The sequence below is a fragment of the Massilia sp. Bi118 genome, assembly GCF_918697865.1.
Lineage (GTDB): Bacteria > Pseudomonadota > Gammaproteobacteria > Burkholderiales > Burkholderiaceae_D > Telluria.
In genome coordinates, this window is the sequence record NZ_CAKKMV010000006.1 from 1 (window position 1) to 24396 (window position 24396).

At 65.6% G+C, this 24396-nt stretch carries 19 protein-coding genes and 3 tRNA genes; 6 read left to right on the forward strand and 16 right to left on the reverse strand.

Features of this window, described 5'->3' with window-relative positions:
- From LQV39_RS10150 to LQV39_RS10165, 4 genes are all read right to left on the reverse strand, one after another.
- On the reverse strand, nt 1-126 hold a 126-nt coding region (locus LQV39_RS10150; RefSeq protein ID WP_229427325.1), incomplete at its 3' end, for a GTP-binding protein.
- Between the two features lie 84 nt (nt 127-210).
- A tRNA-Thr gene (locus LQV39_RS10155) sits at nt 211-285 on the reverse strand.
- An 11-nt stretch (nt 286-296) separates the two neighbouring features.
- A tRNA-Gly gene (locus tag LQV39_RS10160) sits at nt 297-370 on the reverse strand.
- A gap of 54 nt (nt 371-424) precedes the next feature.
- Nucleotides 425-509: transfer RNA gene (locus LQV39_RS10165), tRNA-Tyr, on the reverse strand.
- Nucleotides 510-715: 206 nt separating this feature from the next.
- Here LQV39_RS10165 and LQV39_RS10170 point away from each other — a divergent pair.
- Nucleotides 716-3976, forward strand: coding sequence for an EAL domain-containing protein (locus LQV39_RS10170; RefSeq protein ID WP_230024978.1), 3261 nt, complete (start codon nt 716-718; stop codon nt 3974-3976).
- On the opposite strand, the gene LQV39_RS10175 is transcribed toward LQV39_RS10170, so the two are convergent.
- The 4 genes from LQV39_RS10175 to LQV39_RS10190 form a co-directional block, all read right to left on the reverse strand.
- The gene (locus tag LQV39_RS10175; RefSeq protein ID WP_230024980.1) at nt 3942-5501 is read right to left on the reverse strand and encodes an HDOD domain-containing protein; all 1560 of its coding nucleotides are present in this window, start codon (nt 5499-5501) and stop codon (nt 3942-3944) included. The genes LQV39_RS10170 and LQV39_RS10175 overlap by 35 nt on opposite strands.
- Complete coding sequence (locus LQV39_RS10180; RefSeq protein WP_230024982.1) at nt 5498-7123, reverse strand: tetratricopeptide repeat-containing response regulator; 1626 nt, start codon at nt 7121-7123, stop codon at nt 5498-5500. Before LQV39_RS10180 ends, LQV39_RS10175 begins: the two co-directional genes overlap by 4 nt.
- 150 nt (nt 7124-7273) lie before the next feature.
- Nucleotides 7274-8230: a J domain-containing protein gene (locus LQV39_RS10185; RefSeq protein ID WP_230024984.1), complete on the reverse strand. Its 957-nt coding sequence runs from the start codon at nt 8228-8230 to the stop codon at nt 7274-7276.
- Nucleotides 8231-8295: 65 nt separating this feature from the next.
- Complete coding sequence (locus LQV39_RS10190) at nt 8296-9444, reverse strand: class I SAM-dependent methyltransferase (protein WP_230024986.1); 1149 nt, start codon at nt 9442-9444, stop codon at nt 8296-8298.
- 30 nt (nt 9445-9474) lie between these two features.
- Here LQV39_RS10190 and LQV39_RS10195 point away from each other — a divergent pair, with 30 nt between their 5' ends.
- Genes LQV39_RS10195 through LQV39_RS10210 form a run of 4 tightly spaced genes read left to right on the forward strand, consistent with a single transcriptional unit; the run spans nt 9475 to nt 12097 of the window.
- Nucleotides 9475-10272: an SDR family oxidoreductase gene (locus LQV39_RS10195; RefSeq protein ID WP_230024988.1), complete on the forward strand. Its 798-nt coding sequence runs from the start codon at nt 9475-9477 to the stop codon at nt 10270-10272.
- Between the two features lie 10 nt (nt 10273-10282).
- Nucleotides 10283-10681, forward strand: coding sequence for a dihydroneopterin aldolase (locus LQV39_RS10200; RefSeq protein ID WP_230024990.1), 399 nt, complete (start codon nt 10283-10285; stop codon nt 10679-10681).
- Nucleotides 10678-11586, forward strand: a complete 909-nt coding sequence (ttcA, locus tag LQV39_RS10205) for a tRNA 2-thiocytidine(32) synthetase TtcA (RefSeq protein ID WP_230024992.1) — start codon at nt 10678-10680, stop codon at nt 11584-11586. The genes LQV39_RS10200 and ttcA overlap by 4 nt, the downstream gene beginning before the upstream one ends.
- 16 nt (nt 11587-11602) lie before the next feature.
- On the forward strand, nt 11603-12097 hold the full coding sequence (locus LQV39_RS10210) for a histidine phosphatase family protein (RefSeq protein ID WP_230024994.1): 495 nt from the start codon (nt 11603-11605) through the stop codon (nt 12095-12097).
- On the opposite strand, the gene LQV39_RS10215 is transcribed toward LQV39_RS10210, so the two are convergent.
- The 3 genes from LQV39_RS10215 to LQV39_RS10225 form a co-directional block, all read right to left on the reverse strand.
- The gene (locus LQV39_RS10215; protein ID WP_230024996.1) at nt 12094-12306 is read right to left on the reverse strand and encodes a hypothetical protein; all 213 of its coding nucleotides are present in this window, start codon (nt 12304-12306) and stop codon (nt 12094-12096) included. The genes LQV39_RS10210 and LQV39_RS10215 overlap by 4 nt on opposite strands.
- Nucleotides 12307-12756: 450 nt before the next feature.
- Entirely contained in the window at nt 12757-13119 is a 363-nt protein-coding gene (locus LQV39_RS10220) for a hypothetical protein (RefSeq protein ID WP_230024998.1), read from the reverse strand.
- A gap of 73 nt (nt 13120-13192) precedes the next feature.
- Nucleotides 13193-13663 carry a YciI family protein gene (locus tag LQV39_RS10225; protein ID WP_230025000.1) on the reverse strand — a complete coding sequence of 157 codons (471 nt, stop codon included), beginning with the start codon at nt 13661-13663 and terminating at the stop codon, nt 13193-13195.
- Between the two features lie 147 nt (nt 13664-13810).
- Here LQV39_RS10225 and LQV39_RS10230 point away from each other — a divergent pair, with 147 nt between their 5' ends.
- The gene (locus LQV39_RS10230; protein WP_230025002.1) at nt 13811-15097 is read left to right on the forward strand and encodes a sugar MFS transporter; all 1287 of its coding nucleotides are present in this window, start codon (nt 13811-13813) and stop codon (nt 15095-15097) included.
- Here LQV39_RS10230 and LQV39_RS10235 read toward each other — a convergent pair whose 3' ends face one another.
- From LQV39_RS10235 to LQV39_RS10255, 5 genes are all read right to left on the reverse strand, one after another.
- A complete protein-coding gene (locus LQV39_RS10235) occupies nt 15098-15991 on the reverse strand; it encodes a glycosyltransferase (protein ID WP_230025004.1) in 894 nt (297 codons plus the stop codon).
- Nucleotides 15992-16075: 84 nt separating this feature from the next.
- Complete coding sequence (locus tag LQV39_RS10240; protein WP_230025006.1) at nt 16076-17836, reverse strand: M14 family metallopeptidase; 1761 nt, start codon at nt 17834-17836, stop codon at nt 16076-16078.
- Nucleotides 17837-18001: 165 nt separating this feature from the next.
- A complete protein-coding gene (locus tag LQV39_RS10245) occupies nt 18002-19576 on the reverse strand; it encodes a S41 family peptidase (protein ID WP_230025008.1) in 1575 nt (524 codons plus the stop codon).
- A 78-nt stretch (nt 19577-19654) separates the two neighbouring features.
- Nucleotides 19655-20632 carry a questin oxidase family protein gene (locus LQV39_RS10250; RefSeq protein WP_230025010.1) on the reverse strand — a complete coding sequence of 326 codons (978 nt, stop codon included), beginning with the start codon at nt 20630-20632 and terminating at the stop codon, nt 19655-19657.
- 103 nt (nt 20633-20735) lie between these two features.
- Nucleotides 20736-24293, reverse strand: a complete 3558-nt coding sequence (locus LQV39_RS10255) for an indolepyruvate ferredoxin oxidoreductase family protein (protein WP_230025012.1) — start codon at nt 24291-24293, stop codon at nt 20736-20738.
- Between the last annotated feature and the right edge of the window lie 103 nt (nt 24294-24396).

The following is a 24396-nucleotide window of genomic DNA, read 5'->3' on the forward strand; positions in this document are numbered from 1 at the left end:
GCCGCCGAATTTCTTCGACAGGACGGTTGCGATTGCAGCCGTCAGGGTGGTTTTGCCGTGGTCAACGTGACCAATGGTGCCGACGTTGACGTGCGGCTTGGTCCGTTCGAATTTACCTTTTGCCATTCTTGACTCCTAAGATCCTAACGATTTTTTGAAAATACCAGGCACGCCTGACGGTCGGGTACTGCTGACTGCCGTTTTGAATTCTGGTGCCCTTGACGTGGATTGAACACGTGGCCTCTCCCTTACCAAGGGAGTGCTCTACCACTGAGCTACAAGGGCTTATTTGAAACTGGAGCGGGTGAAGGGAATCGAACCCTCGTCATAAGCTTGGAAGGCTTCAGCTCTACCATTGAGCTACACCCGCACGAGGTACTTCTCAACTCAACTGCTTTCGATTCACAACACGATCAACGCTTTTTGGTGGTGGGGGCTGGATTCGAACCAGCGTACTCAGAGAGGGCAGATTTACAGTCTGCTGCCTTTAACCACTCGGCCACCCCACCGCGAAGAACCGCAGAGTATGAAGCACGGACAAACTTCTGTCAACTACCGTTTCATCAGAACTGATCTGACTCACATAGTGTCGTTGCTTCGGGGCGTGATTGTAGCGACCCGACCGCAACTCCGCAAGGGCTGTTTATAGAAAGTTTATCTCAAGCGCCGCGTATTGACGGAAGCGGCTAGACTGCTCCCAAACACGGGGTCCAGCATGGTCCGCATTCCACCGCCCGGTACGACACGATGGCACTGGTCGCAGCTGCTGCTGGCGAGCCTGTTGGTCGTCGGCATTTATGTGGCCATGCGCTTCATCAGCGACGGCCTCGACCTGCCTCCCGGCTATGCCACCCCGGTCTTCCTGCCGGCCGGCGCCGGCTTCGCGCTTGCGGTCACCACCGGCTGGCGCATCCTGCCCGCGATCGCCCTCGGTTCGGGGTTGCTGCACCTGCCCGGCGGCTGGCTGGGTCCCGACGCCACCCCGTCCGCGGGCGCCGTGATCCTGGTAGTGACGACCTTCGGCTCGGTGCTGCAGGCCTGGCTGGGCGCCAGGTGGTTCCGGCGCCTGGCGCGGCCGGCCCTCGATTCGGCGCGCGACGTCGGCCGCTTCCTGCTGCTGGCGCCCCTGATGTGCCTGATCAACGCCGGCATGAGCGTGCCCACCCTGTACTGGCTGGGCCTGGTCCCCACCGCGGAGTTCTGGGCCAACTGGGTCAACTGGTGGGCCGGCGACACCATCGGCGTGCTGCTGGCGGCGCCGCTGGTGTGGATCATCTGCGGCCGCCCGCGCCCGCTGTGGCGCAGCCGCGCCCTGCCGGTCGCCCTGCCCCTGGTCCTGGCGGCCGCCGCCGTGGTGTCGGTCTACGAACAGGCTGTCAAATGGGAAACCGAGCAGCACCTGCAGCCCTACCGCCTCAAGGCCCAGCAGGTGGCGGACGGCCTGCAGGCGGAATTGAACGAACATGAACGCTTCGTCGGCACCTTTGCGCGCACCCTGGGCGCCGAAGACAAATACATGGCGCGCGACAAGTTCCTGCGCATCGCCAGGGGCTATGTCGACGGCCGGCGCGACATTACTGGCCTCAACTGGATGGTGCCGGTGAGCAGCGCCGAGCGCAGCGCCTTCGAGGCCTGGGTACGCGCCGAGGTCGACAAGGACTTCGCCGGCGTGCGCGAAATGGGCCCCGAGCACAAGATGCGGCCGGCAGGCGAGCGGCAGCTCTACCTGCCGATGCTCTATACCTGGCCGCCGGCCAACAGCTTCATGCGCGGCATCGACTTCATGACAGCGCCGGGGCGGGCCGAGACCACCCGGCGCGCCCTGCGCGGCACCCAGCCGGTCGCCACGCCGCCGCTGCAGCTGGTCTCGACCGGAAAGACAGGGATCGTGCTGCTGCGCGCAGTGGGCGAGGCCGGCCAGGCGCCGGTCGGCATGCTGGCCCTGGTGCTGGACGCGCATGCTTTCGTCGAGCAGGCGGTCAGGCGCAGCGGCTTCGGCGGCTTTACCTACAGCCTGGCCGACGTCGGCAACGGCAAGCCGCATGCGCTGGTGGGCGACTTCCTGCGCCCCGTCCAGCGCGCCGACTACCGGGTACATCTATCCTACGGCGGCCGCGCCTATGCGCTGCGGTTTTCGCCGACGCCCGCCTACATGGAACAGCAGCGCGGCCTGGTCAGCTGGACCGTGCTGACCGCCGGCCTGCTGTTGACCGCCCTGCTGGGCGCCCTGATGCTGCTGACCAGCGGCGAGCGCGCCGCGGTCGAAGCCAAGGTGCTTGATCGCACCGCGCGCCTGCGCGACCGCGAGGCGCGCCTGCAGGCCATCCTCGACAATGCGGGCGACGCCATCGTCACCGTCGACGCCGGCGGCGTGGTGGTGTCGGCCAACCCGGCCACGGCGGCGCTGTTCGGCTACCCGCTGACGCATCTGCAGGGCCTGGACTTCACCACCCTAGTGCCCGGCGCGGCCGGCGAGGATGGCGCCGAGCTGCTGCGGCGCCTGGACGGGGCGCCGATCGACGAGCGCGAACTCAAGGGCATCGATGCGCGCAGCGAACCCTTCCCGCTGGCGGTCTCGGTCTCGCAGGTCAAGCTGCCGGGCGAGCGGATGTATGTCTGCATCCTGCGCGACCTGACCGAGCAGCACCGCTCGCAGGCCGACATCCACCGCCTGGCCCACCACGACCCGCTCACCGGCCTCGAGAACCGCGCCGCGCTCGGCATGCGGCTGGAGCAGCAGCTGGCCCTGGCGCGCCGTGCGAACGCGCCGCTGGCGGTGCTGTTCATCGACCTCGACCACTTCAAGAAGATCAACGATTCGCTCGGCCACCAGGCCGGCGACCAGCTGCTGGTGGGCGCCAGCGCGCGCATGAAGGATCTGCTGCGCGACGTCGACACCCTGGCGCGCCTGGGCGGCGACGAATTCATCATCGTGCTGGCCGGTCCGCTCACGCCGGACAGCGTGACGGCGGTGGCGGTGCGCCTGGTCGAATCGCTGCAGCAGCCGTATTACCTGGGCGGCATCACCGCGCACAGCGGCGCCAGCGTGGGCGTGGCCCTGTTCCCGGACGACGGCGAGGATGCCGACACCCTGGTGCGCCACGCCGACATGGCGATGTACGCCGCCAAGCGCGAGGGCCGCGGCAATTTCCAGTTCTTCTCGCCGGCCATGAACGCCGCCACCCACGAGCACCTGATGCTGGAAAACCGGATGTGGGCGGCGCTCGAACATGGCGGCTTCGAAGTCCATTTGCAGGCCCAGGTCGAACTCGACACCGGGCGCGTGATCGGCGCCGAGGCGCTGCTGCGCTGGCACGATCCCGAACTGGGCGATGTCGAGCCGAGCCGCTTCATCCCGATTGCCGAGGAATCGGGCCTGATTCTGCCGCTCGGCGACTGGGTGCTGGCGCGCGCCATGGCCCTGCTGGCGGAATGGCAGCACGAAGGGCTGGGCGGGCTGCGCCTGGCGGTGAACCTGTCGGCGCGCCAGTTCGGCGGCGGCGCCCTGCTCGCCCGCCTCGACCAGCTGCTGGTCCAGCACCCGATCGACCCCTCGCTGCTGGAACTGGAGATCACGGAGACGGCCGCCATGCGCGACCCGGAAAACACCCGCGCCCTGCTGCGCCAGCTGCGCGCGCGCGGCTTCAAGCTGGCGATCGACGACTTCGGCACCGGCTATTCCTCGCTGGCCTACCTCAAATTGTTCGCGATCGACCGCATCAAGATCGACCGCGGCTTCGTCAAGGACATCGAGCACGATCCGAACGACGCCGCGATCGTCGGCGCGACCATCGGGCTGGCGCATTCGCTCGGTTTATCGGTGGTGGCGGAAGGGGTCGAGACCCAGTACCAGCGGGGCTTCCTGCGCGACAAGCACAGCGACGAAGCCCAGGGCTATCTGTTCGGCCGGCCGATGCCGGCGCGCGAATTCGGCGACTTCGTCAGGGCGCAAGCGCAGCCAGTACCTGGCTCTTGAGCGCCTTGATCAGCGAAGTCTCGTCCGGCGGCACGCCTTCCGGCGCGGCCTGGATGCGGTCGGCATAGAACAGGCCCAGCTGGGCCTGGCCCACCACCAGCGGCAGCACGATGAAGCTCTTCGCGTCCGGCAGCAGCTGGCGGTGCCAGGCCGGCAGCAGGTCGCGGATCTTCGGGCTGGCGGCGTCCGAGATCATCAGGTCGGCATTGTTCGCCATCGCCAGGAAGAACAGGTCGCGCCCGGCGGCGTTGCCCGCCGCCGCAGGGAAGGCAAACCCGGCCTGGGTCGCCGCCTTGTCCGCGCCGAAGGAGACACGGGCGCGGTACTGGCCGCTTTTGACGTCCTTCAGGACCACGGTGGCGAAGCGGAAGCCCATCGCGGTGTAGAGCGTCTCGAGCACGGCCAGCACCACGTCGTTGACCTTGTGCCCGCCGGCGGCGCGCATCTGCGTCACGTCCTGCACCCCGGCCAGCAGCAGCTCGCGCGCGTTCTTCGGCTTGCCGCTCGGGTAGTTGCCCTGCTCTTCCTCACCGGCGCCCAGGGTGGCCAGCAGCAGCACGTTGGGCAGGCCGTCGCCGTCGCTTTCCTGCGGACGCGGCACCGGTTCCAGGTTCATGCTCTGCAGCAGACCGGTCATCTCCTGCGCGACCGCCGCGAACAGCTCGTCCAGCTGCTTGCCGTCGATGTTCAGGGCGTGGCCGTAGCGCGCCAGCAGGGCCTGCGCTTCCGGGCTGCCGGCCGGGTCGCCGTCCTTGGCCAGCAGGCGCGCCACATCCAGGCTGAAGGAGGCCACCTGGCGCATCCATTCGCCGCGGTTGAGCGCCACCTTCAAGGTCCCTTCCGGCAGCGGGCGCTGGGCGCGCATGATCACGTCGGGGATCTTCCATTCGCCCAACACAGCCTCGGACAGCGCGTCGTAGCTGCAGCCGATGATCATCTGCGCCGCCTGCGCGAGCTTGTGCTTGCCCGAGCCGGCCAGGGTCTTGATCTCGCGGTAGCGCTCATGCTCGTGGGAAGCCACCAGCAGCGGCCCCAGGTTCTTGAACAGCGCCCCGATCGAGGCTTCCTCGGCGCCCTGGTAAAAGCTGTGGCGCGCCATCTCGCGCCCGACCAGGCTGGCGCACAGCGAGGCTTCCAGCTCGATCCGCACGCTCCACGCATGCTCGCTGCTGGCCAGCGCATCCACCAGCAGCATCGCCAGCGCGGTGGTCTTGACGTTGTCGAAGCCGAGCAGGGAGATCGCCCGTGAAATCGTGGTGACGGCGGTGCCGGAGGCGGTGCGGTACTTGACGGTATTCGCCAGGCGCAGGATGCGCTGGGTGAGGGCGACGTCGGACAGCACGTAATAGGCCAGCGCATGGGTGCCTTCGTCGTCCGAGGACGCCATCTGCACCACGCGCGCGACCGAGCTGCCGAGCGCGAACATGTCTTCGTCGCCGCAGACCTTGTTCAGGAGCGCGGCGCGCACGCGGCGGCCATCGGGGATATCGTCCGCCGCCAGGGGCGAAAGGGGTACAGCGTTCATTTGCGTCGTGGCGCCTTATTGTATTTCTTCAGCACCTGCTGGTGCAGGCCGGCCAGCGCCGGCAGCTTCGGGTTGACCGGGTCCAGGCGGCGCACCGCGCCGATATAGGCGATGGCCTGCTGGCCCAGGCGCTCGTCCCAGCCGCCATTGTCCAGGCATTTGAGGACCGCTAGCGCCGCGTTGAACACCACCTGCGGATTGTCGGGCAGCTTGGCCACCGCTTCCTGCATCAGCGCCACCGCACCCTTGAAATCGCCCTCTTTCGCCCTGGCGGCGCCGCCGGCCACCAGGTCGACCACCTGCTGGCGGCTTTCCCTGGCCAGCTGCTGGGCCAGGTCGCCATGGCCGGTCTTTTCGAACACCGCCATCGCGCGGCCCATCGCGGCGCCGTTCTGGGCGTTGCGCATCACCTCGCGCATCACCTCGGCGGCGCCCTCTTCCATGTTGTTCTCGATCGCCACCCGCGCCAGCTCCAGCTTCAGGTCGGACGCCAGCGCCGGCGCATCCTTGCTCGCCGCCAGCGCCGCGATCAGGGATTCGTTCAGGCGCGCTTCGTTGCCGGTGTATTCATGCACCATGCTGGAGGCGATCGCGCTGCACAGCGCCGTGCCCTTCTGGAAAGCCATCGACTTGTCGAGGTCGCGGATCACGGCCGCCGCCTGCACCGGATCGCCCTTGCGCACCAGGGTCTGCACCAGGCGCACGTGGTCCTGCGGATCCTTGAATTCCGAGTACTTGGCCTTGCTGACCACCTGCTTCAGCACCTTTTCCGCCGTGTCGTGGTCGCCGGCCTCGAGCGCGGTCTCGCCCAGCTTGCGCAGGCGCCGCACCGCATGCGGCGACACGGCCACGGCCTCGCCCAGCACCGCCTGGGCCTGGTCCAGCGCGCCCACCGCCTCGTGGGTGCGGGCCAGCCAGTCGTAGGCGTCGACGAAGTTCTTGTTGGTCTCGACCAGGTCTTCGAGCAGGTCCTGCGCCTCCTGGAAGCGCTCGCGCAGGAACAGGGTCTTGGCCAGGCCCAGGCGCGCCCAGGCGATCGCCTTGGCCTCGATCAGGCGCCGGTAGATCGGCTCGGCCTGATCTGGTTCGCCCAGGAACATGTGCAGCTCGGCGCGCAGGCGCAGGAAGTCGATCGCATGGCGCGGATGCTTTTCCTCGCCCTCGATGCAGAGGTCGATGGCCTCGCGCTGGTTGCCCGACTCCATCAGCTCGTACACGGGCAGGAACACGTTGCGCTTGTCGAGCGCGCGGGCGATGCGCTCGAGCAGGCGGTCGGCGGTGAAGGGTTTCAGGATGTAGTCGGTGGGGCCGAGCTCGGCGGCGCTGACGACCTTGCCGTAGTCGCCTTCGGCCGTGACCATGAAGAACATGGTCGCCAGCGGCATCAGCTTGTGGTGGCGCACGTCCTCCAGCAGCTGCTGGCCGTCCTGGCCGCCTTCCAGTGCGTATTCGCACAGCACCAGGTCGTACTGCTTGAGCCCGAGATGCTTGACCGCCTGGTTGGAGCTGCCGGCATGGTCGACCTTGCTCAGGCCGCACATTGTCAGCATGTTATGGATCGTCGCCCGCATCCCGGCATGCGGCTCGATGATCAGGGCGTTGAGCCCGTCTAGTTCGTTCATATCCCGGTGTTTTCCGATCTGCCTGCGTTGGGCGTGGGCTCGCGGACTGCATGGGCCCGCGGGGCTGTCCGAGTATATTACGTCCAGGGAACAAAATACTTAAATCCACACCTGAGACGGCACATGAACTGTCTCAGAAAACCACACTTCCTAGCCGGCGGCGGCTTGGCGGACTGGGCGGCGGCCGCCGCTGGCGCATTCGGCGCGGGTGCCGCCGATGACGATGTTCTGGTAGCGCACCTCGTATTTACCGGCCGAGAGCTTGTCGACCAGGAACTTGGCGCGCCCCAGCACATAGGCATGGCGCACGTTCGAACGGCGGTCCAGGTCGTAGACCTTGACCAGCACCGGCGAGGGATTGTTGCTGTTGTCGACCAGGATCTGCATTTCCTCGCCCTGGTTACCGACCGGGAAGCTGTCGATGTAGCCGGACTGGGCCGGCCACGGGTCGCCGTTCGGCGAGACCTGGCTCTGCAGGTCGGTATCGCAGTCGGGGGCGCGCGCCGGCACCACCAGCTGGGTCACGCCCAGGGCCTTGATGTCGGGCGGGGCGTCAGCCTGGCCCGCCGGACGGGCCCAGCCGTCGTTGCTGGTGTCGGCGCCGAGCGGATCGGGCGGGGAATTCGGGGTGGATGCCGTACCCGCGCCGGGCGTCTTGCCGGCCCAGGCCAGCGCGGCCGGCAGTACCTTCGGCGGATCGACCAGCAGGATGGTCAGCACCACGCCGCCGGCAAAGAAGGCGAGCATCCCGCCCCACCAGCGCGGCGCCAGCAGGAAGCGCCAGCGCGACGGCGCCTCGACCTGGCGCGGCTCCCATTGGGCCTCGCCGCGCGGCCGCTGGCCTTCCTCGCCATGGCTGCCTTCGAGCCATTCGACTTCCCACTCCTCGGAGGCGATCCAGTCGTCGTGCTCCTTGCGGCGCAGCGGATCGGAGAGGATGTTGTAGGCGGTATTGACGATCGCCATGATGCGGGCGGCGCGTTCGTCGCCCGGATTCTTGTCGGGATGGTATTTCTGGCTCAGCGCCTTGTAGGCCGCACGAATGACTTCCTGAGGCGCGTGACGCGACACCTTCAGATTGTCATAGTGTGTGTGGATTTTGGCCATAAGGTCGGAGCGTAGTGACGGTACAGCATAGCCGGGTTTATATCCGGCGCGCAAGTTGTCAGATTTTAAAGCCGGTGGCTACGGTCCGCACGCACAATTGCCGGGTCGGCCTCCACACCTTTCCCGACCAGCAGGACTTTGAAGAGTTCCCCCATTTCGGCCGGCGACACCAATTTTTGAACAGCCTTTGATTGCGGCAAGTAGCGCAGCGCGTCCTCGGGGTCGGTGCGCAGCAGCAGTTCGCCGATGCCGGCCGCCAGCAGGAAGGAGGCCTGGCTCATATACGCGAGCACCTCCAGGCCGGCGTCCTGCGCAGCCAGCGCCATGGCGGTGAAGTCGACGTGGGCGGTGATGTCCTGCAGGCCGGGCAGATAGAAGGGGTCCGGGTGCGCGTGGTGGCGGTAGTGGCACATCAGGGTGCCGCTGCTGCGCTCGTCGAAATAATATTCGCGGGCCGGAAAGCCGTAGTCGCACAGCAGCGCCGCGCCCTTGCCACTCTTGAACATCCCGGCCAGCGAGCGCATGAAGCCGCAGGCCACCGGGTGCACCTCGGTCAGGTAGCCGTCCTGCAGCGTGCTGGCGTCCGGAATCTGGCGCTCGACCTGCTCCAGCAACGCGGCGTCGATCTCACCGGGAATCAGCGTAAAAGCGCCGGCGGCGATGGTGACGTACTGGCGGGTCCAGCCGGCGCCCTCCTTCATGACCAGCTCGACCGGCATGGCGTCCAGCACCTCGTTGGCCAGCACCGCGCCATGGAAGCCCTCGGGCATGCCGTTCAGCCAGCGCACCTGCGGGAAATCCTTCAATGCCTCCTGCTGGCGCGCGCGCAGCTCGCCCGACAGTTCGATGATGGTATAGCTGTCGATCTGCACGCCGAGTTCCGCCAGCGTGGTCAGCACGTCGCGCGCCAGCTTGCCGGTGCCGGCGCCGAATTCGATGATGTTGGGGCCACTTTGGGCCATAATAGCGGCGCTTGCTCGCGCCAGCGTGGCGCCGAACAGCGGGCTGATCTCGGGTGCGGTGGTAAAGTCGCCATCCCTGCCCAGCTTGGCCGCACCGCCGCTGTAATAACCCAGGTTGGGCGCGTACAGCGCGAGTTCCATGAAACGCGAAAACGGGATGGCGCCGCCTTGTTCGGCGATCTCGGCAGCAATCAGGCGCTGCAAGGCCTGGGACGCGGCCAGCGCGTCGCTATTCGGTACGGGTAGGGACATCCGGCCATTGTAGGACATATCAAGCAGAACATGACAGACACCGCAACTACCGACCGCCCGGCCCACGCAGGGCGCGCCCGCGTGGCCCTGGTGACGGGCGCCGGGCGCCGCATCGGGCGAGAGATCGCGCTCGGCATGGCGCAGGCCGGCTGGGATGTCGCCGTCCATTACCGCGCCTCGCAAGCCGAGGCCGAGGAGGTCGTGCACGCGATCCGCGCACTCGGCCGGCGCGCGGTAGCCCTGCACGCCGACCTCGCCGACGAGCATGCCGTGCGCTTGTTGCCGCGTGAAACAGTCCACCTGCTGGGTGGCCTGGATTGCATCGTCAACAACGCTTCGTTGTTCGAATACGACAAGCCTGCAGACTTCTCGCCCAGCCTGCTGGCGGCCCACATGCAGTGCAATGTCGCCGCGCCCCTGCTGCTGGCGCAGGAACTGCACGCCCTGACGCCGGAAGGCGGCCAGGCGGTGGTGGTCAACCTGCTCGACCAGAAACTGTACAATCTCAACCCGGATTTTTTGTCGTACACGCTGTCCAAATCGGCACTGCTGACGGCGACGACGATGCTGGCCCAGGCCCTGGCGCCGAAGCTGCGCGTGGTCGGCGTCGCCCCCGGCATCACGATGGTGTCCGGCGACCAGACCGAGGACGGCTTCGCGCAGGCCCATACCGTCACGCCGCTGGGACGCTCGTCCACTCCGCAGGACATCGTCGAGGCCGTCTGCTATGCGGCGAATGCACGCGCCCTGACCGGCACCACCCTGCTGGTCGACGGCGGCCAGCACCTGGTGCCGCTCCAGCGCGATGTGATGTTTTTAACTAAATAAAGGTTTCACTATGTTGTCCGCCCTGTCCCACCCGCAGCTGCGCGATTGCCGTCGCCTGTTCCTGCGCAATTACGAAGTCATGATCAACATCGGCGTGCATGACTTCGAGAAGAAGGGCGAGCAACGCGTCCTGATCAATGTCGAGCTGTACATCCCGCTGGCCATGTCGACGCCGAAGGAAGACCAGCTGCACGAAGTGGTCGACTACGACTTCATGCGCGAAACCATCGCCAGGCGCATCGCCCAGGGCCACGTGCACCTGCAAGAGACGCTTTGCGACGACGTGGTCAAGGCCATGCTGGCCCACCCGCGCGTGCGCGCCGCCGGCGTGTCGACGATGAAACCGGACGTGTACCCCGACTGCGAAGGCGTCGGCGTCGAAGTATTCCAGATCAAGGATGAAGCATGAGTGAAGTGATTGAGCAGCCCGTCGATAAACAGGCTGAAAAACAAGCGTACGAGAACAACAAGCTGCACAAGCGCCTGTGCCGCCTGGTCGGCCAGGCCATCGGCGATTTCAACATGATCGAGGACGGCGACAAGGTGATGGTCTGCCTGTCCGGCGGCAAGGACAGCTATGCCCTGCTCGACATCCTGATGACCTTGCGCGAGCGCGCACCTATTCACTTCGACATCGTCGCGGTGAACCTCGACCAGAAGCAGCCGAATTTTCCTGCCGAGGTGCTGCCGGCCTACCTGGACAAGCTGGGCGTGGCCTACCACATCGAGAACCAGGACACCTACAGCATCGTCAAGCGCCTGATCCCCGAAGGTAAGACCACCTGCTCGCTGTGCTCGCGCCTGCGGCGCGGCATCCTGTATCGCGTTGCCGACGAGCTGGGCTGCAACAAGATCGCCCTCGGCCACCACCGCGACGACATCCTCGAGACCTTCTTCCTGAACATGTTCTTCGGCGCGAAGATCAAGGGCATGCCGGCCAAGCTGGTCTCCGACGACGGCAAGCACATGGTGATCCGCCCGCTGGCCTACGTGAAGGAAGCGGATACAGAACGCTATGCGGAAGTCAAAGGCTTCCCGATCATCCCCTGCGACCTGTGCGGCTCCCAGGAAAACCTGCAGCGCAAGCAGATCAAGGCCATGCTGCGCGACTGGGAAAAGAAGCATCCGGGCCGCGTCGAGAACATCTTCTCGTCCCTGAGCACGGTCGTGCCCTCGCACCTGATGGACCGCGACATGTTCGGCTTCGTCGACCTCAAAACGGACGGCATCGCCAACCCGAACGGCGACATCGCCTTCGACGAAGAACCGTGCTCGACGCCTTCCGTCGGCACCATTCCGCTGCAGCCGCTCTAAACCCAAGGAGATGTGGATGACCTCGTTTCGCCGACTGCTGTGCGCCGCGCTTGCCGCCCTCTCCCTGCTGCCGGGCCTGGCGGCGGCGGAACCGAGCGCCATCTACCTCGTGCGCCACGGCGAGAAGCTGGCGGGGCAGGATCCGGACTTGAGCCCGCGCGGCCAGGAACGGGCCCGCCACGTCGCGGCCATCCTGCATCGGGCCGGCATCACGGCCATCTTCAGCAGCAAGACGGCTCGCACCCAGCAGACGGCGGCGCCGCTGGCCCAGCAGACCGGTTTGAACGTGCAACTCTACGATGCGCTGGCGCCCCTGGCGCTGGTCGAGAAGGTGCGCGGCTTGAGCGGCGCGGTGGTGGTGGTCGGACATTCGAATACCCTGCCCGAGCTGGTCAAGCTATTCGGCGGCGCGCCGGGAACGGAGATTGCCGACGATGAGTTCGACCGGCTGTATCAGCTGCTGCCAGGGGCGGATGGGAAGGTACGGACTATTCTGCTGGGGACGCCCTAAGTCCTCGGCGGCATCGCCAGTGCGCGGTCGACCAGTTCTTCATCGCTGAGCGGGTCGAGGCAGTCGAGCAGGAGCCATCGGGCCTGGATTGGGTCCGGGCAGCCGGCGCAGAAGGCGTCGATGGTCGATTCGAATTCTTCGTCCGATAAGCTGTCCGGCCTGGGCGGTTTGATGCTGTTCAGGAGCTGGAGTAGTTTTTCCCTGTCCATTTCCTCTTCCTTGAGACGTACGCCCTGGGCGGCAAGAGCGGTCCGATCGGCTCGCCTGCGACGAGCCTGAGCGGTGCTGTTGCGCATGTTCTGCAACCGGTAATACGCATGACGCTACGCTAAAAGTTGGTCGGCCGCTACCACTGCAAGGAAAGCATACCCGCACCACACTGACAAAGTACGGTAACGCCAGCCAATTGCGGTAAAACTTTCGCGTTTACGAGACCAAAGAGGCACGAACCATGGGCCACTGTTGTTGCGCGCAGCAATCACAGATAAGACCGACGCAATCGCGGCAATCAGCATCAATAGCGGAAACGTGAACTGATGATGAATAGGCATCTCTATACAAGCTTCATTAATGGTCGTGGATGAAGATCAGCTAGACCGAGGACTTACTCACGCCGTCAAGCTGCCCTTGTACTGCTTTACGGTGCATGAACAGCAAGCTTAAAAAAACACTGCACCAGTCAACGGCCAACCGAAGAAGAGCGCCCTGAATAAGAGACTACCACCAGAGGAAACAACTAGCGCCAGAGATACTGCCGCCCCAGCCAACAATGCAATGCAGTGCAAGTGTGATGCCGGTGGATTTGAAACACTTTTAAGATAATGAAAGAACAGCACCCACATGGATGCAAGGCCAAGGAATCCAAGTGTCAGTGCGGAAAACATTGCCGGTGGAGAGGCTGCGCTTCGTTCAAAAATGCTTGTCCATGCGACCACCATGCCGACTACAGTCAGCGGCGCCGCGACTAGCGTGGTCGGTACCAGGACGAAAAACGCTACGAGGTACAAAGCCGGCTTTTTCATTCTAGTAATTTAATAGGCTCCTTACATCATTGGCAGGTCTACTCCTGGCCGATAACAGCTACGGCAAAGCCGCTCAGTTCTTCTCAGCCTTTTTCTCGATCTTCGCGTGAATATCATTCACCGCCATCAGCGCCGCCGACCCGAAGAACTTGTGATATTCCGCCACCATCTCGCCATTGACGATCACCGGATCGGTCGCCACGAACTTCTTCGCTTCCTCGATATCCGGGGTATTGAACACGAAGATCCCGCGCCGGCCCTCGACGCCGTCCAGCGGCCCGGCCAGCACCAGCTTTTTCTCGCTGGCGAGGCGATTAATGTTCGCGAAATGGCCCTCGAACATCTTCTTGCGTCCTTCCTTGTCGGTCATCTTGTTGGGCCCGGTCTTCAGGATCACCAGCACATAGCTGCGCATGCCCATGTCGTCGGCGCCGAGCGACTTCGCCAGTGCCGCATCATATTGCACGGCCGGCTTGTCCTGCGCGGCCACGGGTCCCAGGGCGCCCAGCAGGGCGGCGGCAAGAAAGAAGCGCTTGAATAGCATGGATGTCATCCTGGAATAATTAAGTTGTCAGGCTAGCATGAAGCTCCAGGCAAAGGAAAGATGTAGCTTTCATACGCCAATGCAGGTTTTTGAGCCAAAGCCATGTAATATTCCTACCTGCTGCATCAACCCACCTGGACTACTCTCATGCAAATCGGCCACCCTGCCGGCGCTGCCCAGACCGGCACCGCCCCCGCCAATCCGAACGTCGCCAGCCTGCGCGTCTTCGTGTTCGCCCTGTTCTTCATCTTCGGCGGCATCACCAGCCTGAACGACGTCATCATCCCGAAGCTGAAAGACCTCTTCACCCTCAGCTATGCCCAGGCGATGCTGGTGCAGTCGGCCTTCTTCGCCGCCTATTTCATCGTGTCGCTGCCGGCGGCCAGCATCGTGCGCCGCATCGGCTACATGCGCACCGCCGTGGTCGGCCTGCTGACCATGACGGCGGGCTGCCTGCTGTTCATCCCGGCGGCTTCGTCGAGCCTGTTCGGCGCCTTCCTGCTGGCCCTGTTCGTGCTGGCAGCCGGCATCACCATCGTGCAGGTGGTGGCCAATCCGCTGATTTCGATGCTGGGCGCACCGCAGACGGCCAGCAGCCGCCTGACCTTCGCCCAGGCCTTCAACTCGCTCGGCACCACCGTCTTCCCCTATGTCGGCGCGATCCTGATCCTCGGTTCGCTGGCCAAGGTCGACCAGGCCACGCTGGACGCGATCCAGCTGGCGGCCTACCGCGCGGCGGAGAGCCAGGTCGTGGTGAACACCTACATCGGCCTGGCGATCGCGCTGGCCATCGTCGCGGCCATGGTCTGGGCCAACCGCAAGAAGCTGGTCGAGCACACCAGCCCGGAAGGCAGCATCCTGAACGCCTTCGGCCTGCTACAGCGCCCGCGCTTCGCCTTCGGCACGCTGTGCATCTTCCTGTATGTGGGCGCGGAAGTGGCGGTCGGTTCGATCATCGTCAATTACCTGATGCAGCTCGACGTGCTGGGCCTGGGCGCGGAAGCCGCAGGCAAGCACGTGCCGCTGTACTGGGGTGGCGCGATGGTCGGCCGCTTCCTGGGCGCCTATGTCCTGCGGATCTGCTCGCCGGGCAAGGTGCTGGCCGTGGCCGGCGGCCTGGCCGCCCTGCTGCTGTTGGTCTCGGCCAACACGACCGGCGCCGTCTCGGGCTGGTCGCTGCTGGCCATCGGCCTGGTCAATTCGATCATGTTCCCGACCATTTTTACCCTGGCCTCGGAAGGCCTGGGCGAGCGCACCGCCGAAGGCTCGGGCCTGATCTGCATGGCCATCGTCGGCGGCGCCATCGTGCCCCTGATTACCGGCTTCGCAGCCGACATGGCCAGCCTGCGCCTGTCGCTGGCCGTGCCCGCCGTCTGCTACCTGCTGATCCTGGTGTTCGGCTGGTACGCGCGCCGTCCGCTGCAGAACTGCTGATCACGGACTCACATCGGTCCTGGCCGGGCGCGCGCCTGGCTGGGCCGCGCGCGCCGGATTGGCGGCGCGCAGCGCCCTGGCGTTGACCCGGGCCCGCTCGGCGTCGCGCAGCCAGCCCCACTTGTTGAAGTAGCGCGCGCCCGACACCAGGCGATGCCACAGCATCGGCCAGTCGCGGTACGAACTCCCATCCTCGTGCACCACCGCCACATGCGGCACGAATACGGTGCGCGCGATGCGGCCGACCCGGCGCGACAGATCGACATCCTCGAAATACTGGAAAAAGCGCTCGTCGAACAGGCCGACGCGCTGTACCGTCTCGAGCCGCATCAGCAGGAAGCAGCCGGACAGCGCCGGCACGTCCATCACCCGCGTATAGCCGCTGCCATGCAGCTCGTAGCGCGCCAGCCGGCCGCTGGAGCGGTGCAGCAGCGGGAAAAAGCGGCGCACCAGCAGTTCGAGCGGATGCGGCAGCAGCTTGCACAGGGGCCGCAGGCGGCCGTCCGGATAGTGCACGCGCGGCGCCAGCAGGCCGACGTCGGGATGCTGCTCCATGTACGCGAGCAGCTTGCCGATGCCGTCGAGCGGGATCTGGATTTCCGGGTTCAGGATGAAGTGGTAGGCGCTGCCGGCGGCGATGGCCTCGCGCAGCGCCAGGTTGTGGGTGCGGGCGTGGCCGGGATTCTCGCGCTGGTGGCGGTAGTGGGCACCGAAACGCCCGGCCAGCGCGCGCAGCGTATCGACCGGGCCCTGCTCGATCAGATAGACCAGCAGGCCGGGCCTGCCGGTGGTGATGCCGGCCAGCAGGCGCTCGACCTGTTCAGGCCGCTGCCGGCGGCAGACGATGGCGCAGCTGGCCGGCGGATTCATGCTGGTTTTACGCCGCTCGTCCATACAGGATCAGAGCGGCGTTGCGGTCAGCCGTTGCAGCGGAATCGTTGAGCTTTGCGCCTGATCAGAAAATGAGCAGGAGAACGCTTACAACGGGATATCGGTACGCATCACCGGATACAGGTTCAGGCGCTCGTCCCAGGATGCATGGCGGCGCGCGAAGAATTCCAGGCGGGCATGCGGATTTTTCGCGAAGGCTTCGTCGGTGTCGACACGGCGGCGGAATTCCGCGGCCAGCGCCGGATCCTTCGCCATCTGCTCGCGGGCGACGTCCTCGGCCACGTACTCTTCCATGTACTCCTTGCGCTCGAAGGCATTGTTGAACTCGCCCCAGGCCAGCAGCGAATCCGGCGCCTGCGGCTCGAAGATCGCCATCACCAGGCGCGCCTTGGGCTGGGCGATGGGCACGAACAGCGCGCCCTTGCCCAGCGTGCGCGGCTCCTGTTTCCAGGCGCCCTCGACCTTCAGGCGCTGGTGCGACTCGAAAGAAGTGGGCGCAAACGCCGCTTTGTCCGCGCGGAAGGTTTCGACCTTCGCATCCGGCACCGCCTTGTCCAGCTTGCGGAAAGCGATGCCGTGCCGGGTCAGCTTGGTGGCGACCATTTGCGCAAACGCGGCCGGCACCACATAACCCGCGCCCGGCGCCTGCACGCGCAGGTCTTCGACGATTTCTTCGCGCAGCGGCACGTGCCAGACCTGCGGCTTGCTCTCGTCGTAGTGGGTCATCATCATGCCGGAGACGTCGGACATGCTGCGGGTGTAAGCATAGCCCTTGAAGTCGACCATCGTCGTCTTGTCGGTGGTTTTATAGGTCAGCGCCACCGGCTGGCCGGCGATATGGCTGGCGCGGGCGTCGGCGCTTGCCGCCGCCTGCTGCCATTCCTTGCCGTGCGCCGCCACCTGGTTCAGTACCGAGACGATGGCATTGTGGGTGATGCGCACGCGGGTCGGGTAATCCTTCCACGAATGGGTCTCGACCAGCATGGCCATGCGGTTGCGCAGCTGGAAATAGCCGGTCGAGAAGCGCGGGTCGGAAACGCTGTCGACGAAGCCCGAGGCCGGGTTGTCGTTTTCCTTGAAAGACATGTAGTAGGACTGCGGCGAGGAGCCCTCCTTGGTGATGTCCTGGATGACATTGCTGCGCAGCGCCAGGCCGGCCTTGCGGAACGCGGGATCGCCCGAATTCACGGGCTCGACCTGGATCGAGACGTCGTGCTGGAACATGGCGCCGTCGGTCACGTGCAGGTCGACATAGGTGAGCGGATCCCAGGCGTTGACCAGGGCCAGCATGGCCTGCATCTCGGGCGCGTCGGCCTTCACGTAGTCGCGGTTCAGGTTGAAGTTCTGGGCGGTGGTGCGCCAGCCCATCTCGACCGGGCCGCGCTGGTTCGGGCGGTTCCATTTGGCAAAGCGCTCGTGGCCGTCCACGTTAAAGACCGGCACGAAGAGCAGCACCTGCTTGTCCAGCGCGCCCTGGGCGATGCGCCCTTCGAGCATCTCGCGCAGGACCAGGAAGCCGGCGTCCTTGCCGTCGATCTCGCCGGCGTGGATGCCGCCCTGGATCAGGGTCACGGGCAGCTTCTTCCTGCTCGCGGCTTCGGGCGTGAAGGCGCCGGTGCGGGTCACGGCCAGCGCCAGCATCGGCCGGCCTTCCGGCGTGGTGCCGAACTGGAAGCATTTGACCTGTTTCGGATAGGCCTGCTGGAAGGCGCTGCAGAGCTTGATGACTTCGTCGTAGCGGCCGGTGGCCGTGAAGCCCGAACGTTCCGAGACGGTGACCAGGTCGGGGGCGGCGTGCGCGAGGGGAACGGCGGCCAGCGTGGCCAGCAGTAACGCAGAACGAATCATCTATAGCTCCGGCAGAGTTGGGAAAAATACTGTTCGGAAATTATAGACGCTAAAACGTCGTCCCCGCGCAGGTGGGGATCCAAGTTCTGCTTGAGTTACTGGAACGCGAACAAACTTGGATTCCCGCCTCCGCGGGAATGACGGTCTTACTGCTGCTGGCTAACGCTACCGCTTCCGCAACACCGCAATCTCCTTCACCTCCGGCCGCACCAGCGTCATCCGCGCCGCGCTGGCGCGGGGCGTTGCCGGGCAGGCGTTGGTGGCGCGGTAGCTCAGCGCTGCGGCCAGCAGGTTCTCGGCCGGATCGCCGAGGGCGTGGTTCAGGTCGTCGGCGACGGTGCAGGTCGGCGCGAAGCCGTCCGCGAAGTCGCCGAAGCCCTTCGCGTTCACGCCCTGGAACTCGATCGAGAAATAGGTCGTGCCGCAGTTGTCGACCGGGGTGAAGCCGTAGGGCTTGCCGCAGGTCTGGCCGCCGATGACGTTCACTTCGACGTCCACGCCGCGCAGGCCGTTGATCACCGCTTCGCTGGCCGAGCAGGTGCCGGCGGTGGTCAGCACGGTCACGCGCTTCAGGCCCAGCCAGGGCAGCGCCATGCCGGGCGTGGCCGGGTTCGGCGAACTGAAGCCGTAGGCCGTGTCGAGGAAGGGAATCGGCGCGTCCGCCGGCAGCTTGTTGTTGTAGTTCAGGCGCTCGAAGGTCTTGCCGGCCGCGCTGGGGCCCGCGACCATGTAGGCCAGTTCGCTGGCGATGTACAGCAGGCCGCCGCCGTTGTAGCGCATGTCCAGCACCAGGTCATTCACGCCCTGGCTCCTGAACAGGCTGAAGGCGTCGATCAGCTGCTTCTCGGCCACCGCATTGTGGTCGTCGAAGGTCAGATAGCCGACCTTGCCGGTCGGGGTGTCGATCACCTTGGTGTTCTTCACGGAAGCGGCGGCAACGACTTGCGAGACCATGCTCACGTCGAAGCGGTTGCCGGCGCGCTGGACCGTCAAGCGGTGCGACTCGCCCGCGTTGTCCGGGAACAGGCCGGCGTTGATCTCGCTGACGCCGCTGGTGCTGGTCGTATTGATGAAGTCGACGCCGTCGACGGCCACCAGCATGTCGCCGCGCTGCAGGCCGGCAGCCGCCGCCGGCGAACCCGGTTCGACGATGGAGACGAGCCAGGTGCGCGGCGCGGTGGCGCTGTTGCGCGACCAGGTCAGGCCGTAGCCGACTTCCTCGCCGGCGGTGGTCAGCGCATCCCACTCGGCCGTCGTGTAGGTGAAGTGGAAGCGGTCCTTGGGCTTGCCGGCCGCGGTCAGGGCCGGCGTCTTCAGCGCGGCAAAATAGTCCAGCGTATTGCTGAAATCGGCCATCCGCAGCGTGGCCGGGATCTCGTCGTACCACAGGTAGTTACGGTCGGCCCAGCCGCGCAGGAAGCGCATCTCGTCCTGCAGCGTGCCCTGGCGGTCCGGGAAAGCGAAGCCTTGCGCATCCACGCCCGTGCGCGGCTTGGCGCACAGGTTCGCGTAGCTCTGGTAGTCGGCCGGGATCGGGTCCGCCGGGGTGACCGGGGTCGTCGGGGTAGTCGGCGTGGTCGGCGTCGTCGGGTCCGATGGCACGGTCGGCGTCGTCGGCGGCGTGTCGGCCAGCGGCGGGCTGGCCACGGATGCGCCGCCGCCACTGCCACCGCAAGCGGACAACAGGAAAAGGGCCGTCAGGGCCGTGGCAGCAAGCCGGGGTGCATAAAACGAGGTCATGCGCCCGATTATAGACGCGCTTGCCTGCACGATTGCAAGCAACTGTAACAGTTGGGTCAACGCGACACGCGGTGTGTGCTACTCGTCAAGTTTGAGCTTGCGGGCGGCGATTTGCAGGTAGCCTGGATCGCCGTATTCCCGGTATTCACACAGCGCGGAATGGCAGAGCTTGATGACGTGGTCGTCGCTGGACAGGATGGCGCGCGCCGCGATGTCCTGCTCGCCGAGCGCCCCCACCTGCTCCTCTGCCTTCTTCCTGCCCGCCGGCAAGATGACGACGGTCAGCCAGGCCGCCAGCGCCGCCTGCCACAGGTAGCGCCGCGCCAGCGCCTTGTCGTTGGCGTAGGGCTGCACGAGGCGGAAGGCATGGCAGCCGGTGACGATGTGCAGCAGGGTGAAATCCTCGCGTTCGGCATAGGCCTTCAAGGCGAAGCGCGCGATCTCGGCCAGCTGCGGCGCCGCGGCCGGCTGCACCGGCGTGCCGCCCAGCGCCGGGTCCCAGGCGATCTCGATCATCCTGTCGATGATGATGCCGGGCTTGAACACGTGATCGACCACCTTGGTGCGCAGGCGCGCCGCGATCTGCTCCAGCGTGCCTTCGCCCGGATCCAGCGGCAGCGGCAGCGGCGCGTATTCGCTGGCCCAATAGGCCAATGACAGCGCAATCTCGTCCTCGAACCCGCCCTCGATGGCATAGGCAAGGCGGATCAGGGCGTGGAAGGCGGACGCCGCCAGGCCCGGCATCAGCACCGGGACCCAGTCGTGCAGCACGGCGTCGACGCCGGCTTCGCGGATGCGGTCGCGGAAAAAGGCGACGAAGCGCGGATAATCGCCGCTGCTGCCGAGGTAGTCGTGCGGATCGAGCTCGCTGGCGGACGCCGCGGCAGGCAGGAGCTTGCGCGCATAGCCGTCGGCGAAGCGGCGCATCAGCTCGGCGTCCGCGCCCAGACGGTCGAGCGCCAGCAGCGCCATCGGCAGGTGATTCGCCAGGCGGTTGCCGTACAGCGGTCCGTGGCTGAGCGACTGCTGCAGCAGCGCACGGCATTCATTGGACATGGGGGGCATGGCTTCAATGTAGCACTGGTGACGCATGATGTGAAACGGCCCGCAGGCCGGTGCTAAACCGGACTACGGGCCGCCAAGCCTTGCGCGGGCTGGATCAGGCTGCGCGCGACACCGTGCCACCCGCATGGAAAGCCGCCACCAACTCAGCCTCCTTCCGCTTGGCCGCAGCCAGGTGACGCTCCTTCACATGCCCATACCCGCGAATCTCTTCCGGAATACTGGCAATCGCCACAGCCTGCGCCAGATTCTCGCTGCTCAGCTTCGGCAATAAGGCCTCCACGGTGCGGCGGTACTCGACTATCAGCGCACGCTCCATCTTGCGCTCCTCGGTATACCCGAACACGTCGAGCGCCGTGCCGCGTAATCCCTTCAGCTTGGCCAGCACGCCGAAGACCTTCATCATCCACGGACCGAATTCCTGCTTCACCAGGTGGCCGTCCTTGTCCTTCTTCGCCAGCAGCGGCGGCGCCAGGTGGAACTTCAGTTTGACGTCGCCTTCGAACATGTTGTTCACCTTTTCCATGAACGCCGGGTCGGTGTACAGGCGGGCTACTTCGTACTCGTCCTTGTAGGCCATCAGCTTGTGCAGGTAGCGTGCCACAGCTTCCGTCAGGCGCGTGCCCTTGCCGGCTTTTTCTTCAGCGGCGCGGACCTGGTCGACGAAGGCCTTGTACTCGCCGGCGTAGGCTGCATTCTGGTAGGCGGTCAGCAGCTCGACGCGGCGCTTCACCAGGTCGTCCAGGGTCTGGGTGCGCTTGAACTCGATCACCTTGGCCGGGGTGGTCAGCTTCGTCACCGAAGCCAGGTCGTGGGCGGCGGTGCGGCCCCAGTTGAAGGCGGCTTTATTGAAGGGGATGGACACGCCATTCAGTTCGATCGCCTTCATGATCGAGGCTTCCTGCAGCGGCACCTGGCCCTTCTGGAAGGCGTAGCCGAGCATGAACATATTGGTGGCGATGGCGTCGCCCATCAGCGCCGTGGCGATCTGGCCGGCGTCGACGAAATCGACCTTGTCCGCGCCGCAGGCCTGCACGATCGCGCCCTTCGAACCTTCGGCCGGGAACTGCCAGTCCGGGTTCTTGATGAAGGCGGCCGTGGTGGCGCCGCTGTTGTTGACGAAGGCGCGGGTGCGGCCCTCGCCCATGCGCGACAGGGCGTCGCGGCTGGCGGTCACGATCTGGTCGCAGCCGATCACCAGGTCCGCGCTGCCGGTGCCGACGCGGGTCGAATGCAGGTCCGACTGTTTATCCGCGAGGCGCACGTGCGACATCACCGGGCCGCCCTTCTGGGCCAGGCCGCTCATGTCAAGCACCAGCGCGCCCTTGCCCTCGACGTGGGCGGCGACGGCCAGGATCTGGCCGACGGTCACCACGCCGGTGCCGCCGATGCCGGTCACCAGGATGCCGAAGGGTTCCATGGTGGCCGGGATGCGCGGCGACGGCAGCACCGGCGGCGCAGCTTCATTGGTCGCGGCTTTCTTGGGCTTCTTCAAACCGCCGCCTTCGACGGTCACGAAGCTCGGGCAGAAGCCGGTGACGCACGAAAAATCCTTGTTGCAGGAGGACTGGTTGATCTGGCGCTTGCGGCCCAGTTCCGTTTCCAGCGGCTCGACCGACAGGCAGTTCGACTGCTTCGAGCAGTCGCCGCAGCCTTCGCAGACGGCTTCGTTGATCACGGCGCGCTTGGCCGGGTCGGGGAACTCGCCCTTCTTGCGGCGCCGGCGCTTTTCGGAAGCGCAGGTCTGGTCGTAGATCATCGCCGAGACGCCGGGCATCTCGCGCAGTTCCTTCTGCACGTCCATCAGCTCCGCACGATGACGCACGGTGACGCCTTCGGCCCACGGGTAATCCGCCGGATATTTTTCTGGCTCGTCGGTGACGACGATAATGGGTTTGACGCCTTCCGCAGCCAGTTGGCGGCTGATCTTGGCCGGGTCCAGCGGACCGTCGTGGGTCTGGCCGCCGGTCATCGCGACCGCGTCGTTATAAAGGATCTTGTAGGTGATGTTGACCTTGGCCGCGACCGATGCGCGGATCGCCAGCACGCCCGAGTGGAAATAGGTGCCGTCGCCGAGGTTGGCGAACACGTGCTTCTCGTCGGTGAACGGGGCCTGGCCGATCCAGGTCGTGCCCTCGGCGCCCATGTGCGTGAAGGTCGAAGTCTCGCGGTCCATCCACAGCACCATGTAGTGGCAGCCAATGCCGGCCAGTGCGCGCGAACCGTCCGGCACCTTGGTCGAGCTGTTGTGCGGGCAGCCGGAGCAGAAGAAGGGAATGCGGTCGGTTTCCGGATTGGCTTTCACCGGGATCGCCTTCAACACGGCTTCCTTGGCTTCCAGGTAGGCGATGCGTTCCTGCACGCGCTGCGCGACCGGGTGGCCGGCGCAGTAGTGGCCGATGCGCGAGGCGATGGCGCGCGCGATCTGGGCCGGGTTCAGCTCGTAGGTGCCGGGCAGCAGCCAGTCGCCCTGGCCGTTGCGAGTCTCGATGCTCCATTCGCCGCGGTCGTCGAACTTGCCGACCACGCGCGGACGCTCGCCGTCCGGCAGGTTGTACAGCGCTTCCTTCAGCGCGTATTCCAGCACTTGCCGCTTTTCTTCGACGACGATGATCTCGTCCAGGCCTTGCGCGAACTCGTGCACGCCGATCGAGTCGAGCGGCCAGGTCATGCCGACTTTATACACGCGCAGGCCGATGTCGCTGGCTGCCTGTTCGTCGATGCCGAGGTCGGCCAGGGCCTGGCGGGTGTCCAGGTAGCTCTTGCCGGCGGTGATGATGCCGATCTTCGGCTTCGGGCTGTCCCAGATGATGTTGTTCAGCTTGTTGGCGCGCGCGTAAGCCAGCGCCGCGTACCACTTGAAATTGTTCATCCGCACTTCCTGGTCCAGCACGGCGTCCGGCCAGCGGATGTTCAGGCCGCCCGTCGGCATTTCGAAGTCGGTCGGGATCACCGGCTGGACGCGGTCCGGGTCGAGGTCGACCACGGCGCCGGATTCGATGATGTCGGTGACGCATTTCATCGACACCCACAGGCCGCTGTAGCGGCTCATCGCCCAGGCGTGCAGGCCGTAGTCGATGTATTCCTGGACGGACGAGGGGAACAGCACCGGCATGCCGACGTGGTGCAGGATGTGGTCGGACTGGTGGGCCGTCGAAGAAGATTTGGCCGCGTGGTCGTCGCCGGCCAGCACCAGCACGCCGCCATGCCTGGCGGAGCCGGCATTGTTGCCATGCTTGAAGACGTCGCCGCAACGGTCCACGCCCGGACCCTTGCCGTACCACATGGCGAACACACCGTCGTACTTGGCGTTTTCGAACAGATTGGTCTGCTGGGTGCCCCAGACGGCGGTGGCCGCCAGGTCTTCGTTCATGCCCGGATGGAAGTGAACATTGTGCGCCTGCAGGTGCTTTTTCGCCTTCATGGCGGTCTGGTCGACCGCGGTGACGGGCGAACCGCGGTAGCCGGTGATGTAGCCGGCGGTGTTCAGGCCGGCCGCGACGTCGCGCTCGTGCTGCAGCATCGGCAGGCGGATCAGGGCCTGGGTGCCGGTCATGAAGGCGCGGCCGCGCTGCAGCGTCCACTTGTCGTCGAGGGTGATGTCGTGCGACGGCTGTGCCGGCTCCAGCTGGCTGCGGTCCAGGGGTGCGTTCATTGTGTCTCCAGTGAAATCTTTGTGCGCGCGGTGTTCTTCTGATGGGCCCGCGTCGGGATGGTGCCCAGTATATGCGCGAGCCCTCGCCATAAAATTTCAAAGG

Coding starts and splice junctions, on each gene's coding strand:
- LQV39_RS10220 (WP_230024998.1), bottom strand. CDS start 13,119: ATGAAAAAGCCGGCTTTGTACCTCGTAGCGTTTTTCGTCCTGGTACCG.
- LQV39_RS10225 (WP_230025000.1), bottom strand. CDS start 13,663: ATGCTATTCAAGCGCTTCTTTCTTGCCGCCGCCCTGCTGGGCGCCCTG.
- LQV39_RS10235 (WP_230025004.1), bottom strand. CDS start 15,991: ATGGACGAGCGGCGTAAAACCAGCATGAATCCGCCGGCCAGCTGCGCC.
- LQV39_RS10250 (WP_230025010.1), bottom strand. CDS start 20,632: ATGTCCAATGAATGCCGTGCGCTGCTGCAGCAGTCGCTCAGCCACGGA.
- LQV39_RS10210 (WP_230024994.1), top strand. CDS start 11,603: ATGACCTCGTTTCGCCGACTGCTGTGCGCCGCGCTTGCCGCCCTCTCC.
- LQV39_RS10255 (WP_230025012.1), bottom strand. CDS start 24,293: ATGAACGCACCCCTGGACCGCAGCCAGCTGGAGCCGGCACAGCCGTCG.
- LQV39_RS10180 (WP_230024982.1), bottom strand. CDS start 7,123: ATGAACGAACTAGACGGGCTCAACGCCCTGATCATCGAGCCGCATGCC.
- LQV39_RS10230 (WP_230025002.1), top strand. CDS start 13,811: ATGCAAATCGGCCACCCTGCCGGCGCTGCCCAGACCGGCACCGCCCCC.
- LQV39_RS10195 (WP_230024988.1), top strand. CDS start 9,475: ATGACAGACACCGCAACTACCGACCGCCCGGCCCACGCAGGGCGCGCC.
- ttcA (WP_230024992.1), top strand. CDS start 10,678: ATGAGTGAAGTGATTGAGCAGCCCGTCGATAAACAGGCTGAAAAACAA.
- LQV39_RS10245 (WP_230025008.1), bottom strand. CDS start 19,576: ATGACCTCGTTTTATGCACCCCGGCTTGCTGCCACGGCCCTGACGGCC.
- LQV39_RS10185 (WP_230024984.1), bottom strand. CDS start 8,230: ATGGCCAAAATCCACACACACTATGACAATCTGAAGGTGTCGCGTCAC.
- LQV39_RS10240 (WP_230025006.1), bottom strand. CDS start 17,836: ATGATTCGTTCTGCGTTACTGCTGGCCACGCTGGCCGCCGTTCCCCTC.
- LQV39_RS10175 (WP_230024980.1), bottom strand. CDS start 5,501: ATGAACGCTGTACCCCTTTCGCCCCTGGCGGCGGACGATATCCCCGAT.
- LQV39_RS10215 (WP_230024996.1), bottom strand. CDS start 12,306: ATGGACAGGGAAAAACTACTCCAGCTCCTGAACAGCATCAAACCGCCC.
- LQV39_RS10200 (WP_230024990.1), top strand. CDS start 10,283: ATGTTGTCCGCCCTGTCCCACCCGCAGCTGCGCGATTGCCGTCGCCTG.
- LQV39_RS10190 (WP_230024986.1), bottom strand. CDS start 9,444: ATGTCCCTACCCGTACCGAATAGCGACGCGCTGGCCGCGTCCCAGGCC.
- LQV39_RS10170 (WP_230024978.1), top strand. CDS start 716: ATGGTCCGCATTCCACCGCCCGGTACGACACGATGGCACTGGTCGCAG.